The organism is Deltaproteobacteria bacterium (genome assembly GCA_016213065.1).
Taxonomy (GTDB): domain Bacteria; phylum UBA10199; class UBA10199; order SPLOWO2-01-44-7; family SPLOWO2-01-44-7; genus JACRBV01.
Map to the genome: position 1 here is coordinate 1 of JACRBV010000026.1, position 2,979 is coordinate 2,979.

The following is a 2,979-nucleotide window of genomic DNA, read 5'->3' on the forward strand; positions in this document are numbered from 1 at the left end:
AGCTTTGACGCCTCCGGATGATTATAAACACCTACAATGCCGCACATAGACAAACTCCAAAAATTAAAAATCAAACTTCAAAATTGTAAAGCCGTTTCCCATTTGGTTCTCAAATCGGCAACCGAAATATCGATCCAATCGTCTATCATCAAATTTTTCCCGCCCGTTTTGCCAATTTTTTTCACGGGGCAATTTGTTTTCTTCGCCAATTCCAGAAATTCTTTTTCTTTCGAAGGATCCAAACTCACAACAATCGACTGAGAACCTTCTCCAAAAAGCAGATTATCCGGGCGAGTTGTTTCTTCCAACATCACCGTTGCCCCCAAAACATTTCCATCGGGTAAAAAAGAACATTCCGCCAGCGTTACTGCCAACCCTCCATCACTCACATCGTGTGCCGAAGCAATGATTTTTTTGCGAATCGCTTCGAGACAAAATTTCTGTAGCGTTAATTCCTTTGCAAAATCAATTTTGGTTAAAGCACCGGCCACTTTTTTATGCACCACTTTTAGATATTCACTCCCCGCTAAGGAAGAAGTGGTCTCCCCAATCCAATAAATGAAATCCCCTGTCTGCTTCCAGTAGAGGGTTTGCGGTTCTTCATCTTTTTCCAGAAGGCCCACGATAGCAACAACGGGAGTTGGATAGATATTTTTTCCTTCGCTCTCATTATAAAGGCTGACATTGCCACCGACGACCGGTGTTTCAAAAGCGTTGCAGGCATCCGTCAAACCTCTGCACACCTCTTTGAATTGCCACATGATCTCCGGATTTTCGGGATTGCCAAAATTAAGACAGTCGGTAATGCCAACGGGCGTGGCCCCCACACAGGCAAGATTGCGCACGCCCTCCGCCAGCGTATGCACCGCGCCCCAGTAGGGATCGAGATAACACCATCGGGCTTTGCCATCGGCCTTCATAGCCACCTGTTTCCCATTTTCTTTGATCCGCAGGACGGCCGCATCGCATCCGGGTTTCACCACCGTATTGGTTCCCACCATATGATCATACTGACGCCAAACCCAATTTTTGGAGGCGAGATTGGGTGAAGATAAAAGTTGCATTAAAACTTTATTGTAATCTTGGGATGTAAAAAATCTTGGTTCTTCGTTCTTGGTTCTTCGTTCTTGGTTGGGAATTTTCACGGGGCGGTCGTAAAGTGGGGCGGTATCCGTGACGGGTGCAACCGGAAGATCAAAAACTTTTTCATCATTAAAAAATCCTCGCACCCTTTTTTCGGCAATGACTTCGCCTACAATTTGAAATTCGAGTTCCCATTTCTGGAAAATTTTTCTGAGTTCTTCTTCACGTCCTTTTTTGGCAACGAGCAACATGCGTTCCTGCGATTCGGAAAGCATGATTTCATAAGGAGTCATCTTCTTTTCACGAAGCGGAATTTTATCGAGCAAAAGCGTCATACCCACATCACCGCGGGCGGACATTTCAAACGTGGAACACGTAAAACCGGCGGCCCCCATATCCTGAATCCCCACAATGGCTCCTTCACACTGGAAAGCTTCGAGACAAGCCTCCATCAATTTTTTCTCGGTGAAGGGATCCCCAACCTGAACGGTGGGTCGTTTGGATTCCGATTCGGAATCAAAAACATCCGAGGCCATGGTGGCGCCATGAATTCCATCTTTACCAGTCTTGGAACCAACCAAAATCACGGGATTGCCGACACCCGCCGCCAGTCCAAGAAAAATTTTATTTTTATTCATCACGCCAAGCGTAAAAGCATTCACCAAAATATTTCCGTTATAGCATTCCTCAAAACGGGTTTCGCCACCAACGGTCGCAATTCCCATGCAATTTCCATAACCGCCAACCCCCGCCACCACGCCGCGCACCAGATACGGAGTACGCGGATGATCGATCGCGCCAAAATGCAGACTGTTGAGATTCGCAATCGGACGAGCGCCCATCGTAAAAATATCGCGCAAAATTCCGCCAACACCGGTGGCCGCCCCCTGATACGGTTCGATGAATGAGGGATGGTTGTGGGATTCAATTTTAAAAGCAATCGCTAAGCCGTCGCCAATATCCAGAATGCCCGCATTTTCGCCGGGCCCCTGCAACACGCGTGGACTTTTCGTCGGAAATTGTTTGAGATGAATTTTGGAACTTTTATAACAGCAATGCTCCGACCACATCACGGAAAAAACGCCCAACTCCACCTCATTGGGTTCCCGCCCCAAAACTTTCACAACTTGGCTGTGTTCTTCTTTGGTTAAAGTAGACATTTGAAAAGTTTCGCTCCCTCTTCACCACCCAACAATTTTTCACACACCCGCTCCGGATGGGGCATCAATCCGAACACATTTCCTTTTTCATTGATGACACCCGCAATGTTGCCCACGGATCCGTTGGGGTTGTTGGCATAACGCAATACAACCTGACGGTTTGATTCCAAATGCTTCAGTCCCGCTTCATCAATATAATAATGCCCTTCCATATGGGCAATCGGCATTCGGACTTTTTCACCCTTCTTATATAATGAGGTGAAACGCGTATCGTTTCGCTCCACAATCAAATCACAATCCTCGCAGATAAACTGAAGGCTTTTGTTTCGCACCAAAACACCGGGCAAAAGCCCCGCTTCGCACAAAATTTGAAATCCGTTGCAAATTCCCAGCACCAAACCACCGCGGTCCGCAAAGGCGGCAACACTCTTCATAATGGGACTGCGGGCCGCCATCGCCCCCGTGCGCAAATAATCACCATAAGAAAAACCACCGGGCAAAATAACACAATCAACCCCTTTGAGATCCGGATTTTCATGCCATAAAGAAAGGGCATCCTGTTTCAAAACATTCCGGACAACATGCAGACAGTCCGCATCACAGTTGGAACCCAAAAATTGAATCACGCCGAATTTCATAGGATTGACTATTTAAATTTATAAATAATGCCGCGGTGGAGAGGGAAAGTGCTTATTGAAAAGCGTCTCGGAGGCAATTTTCACCTTATCGGGATAAA

Annotated in this window: 2 protein-coding genes; both read right to left on the bottom strand. The window is 46.7% G+C overall.

The genetic code is table 11. The annotated features are described in order from the left end of the window. Window positions 1-77: 77 nt before the first annotated feature. Window positions 78-2,243 carry a phosphoribosylformylglycinamidine synthase subunit PurL gene (gene purL, locus HY877_01565; GenBank protein MBI5298970.1) on the bottom strand — a complete coding sequence of 722 codons (2,166 nt, stop codon included), beginning with the start codon at window positions 2,241-2,243 and terminating at the stop codon, window positions 78-80. Then, window positions 2,231-2,881 carry a phosphoribosylformylglycinamidine synthase subunit PurQ gene (gene purQ / locus HY877_01570; protein ID MBI5298971.1) on the bottom strand — a complete coding sequence of 217 codons (651 nt, stop codon included), beginning with the start codon at window positions 2,879-2,881 and terminating at the stop codon, window positions 2,231-2,233. Before purQ ends, purL begins: the two co-directional genes overlap by 13 nt. Between the last annotated feature and the right edge of the window lie 98 nt (window positions 2,882-2,979).

Coding starts and splice junctions, on each gene's coding strand:
- purL (MBI5298970.1), bottom strand. CDS start 2,243: ATGTCTACTTTAACCAAAGAAGAACACAGCCAAGTTGTGAAAGTTTTG.
- purQ (MBI5298971.1), bottom strand. CDS start 2,881: ATGAAATTCGGCGTGATTCAATTTTTGGGTTCCAACTGTGATGCGGAC.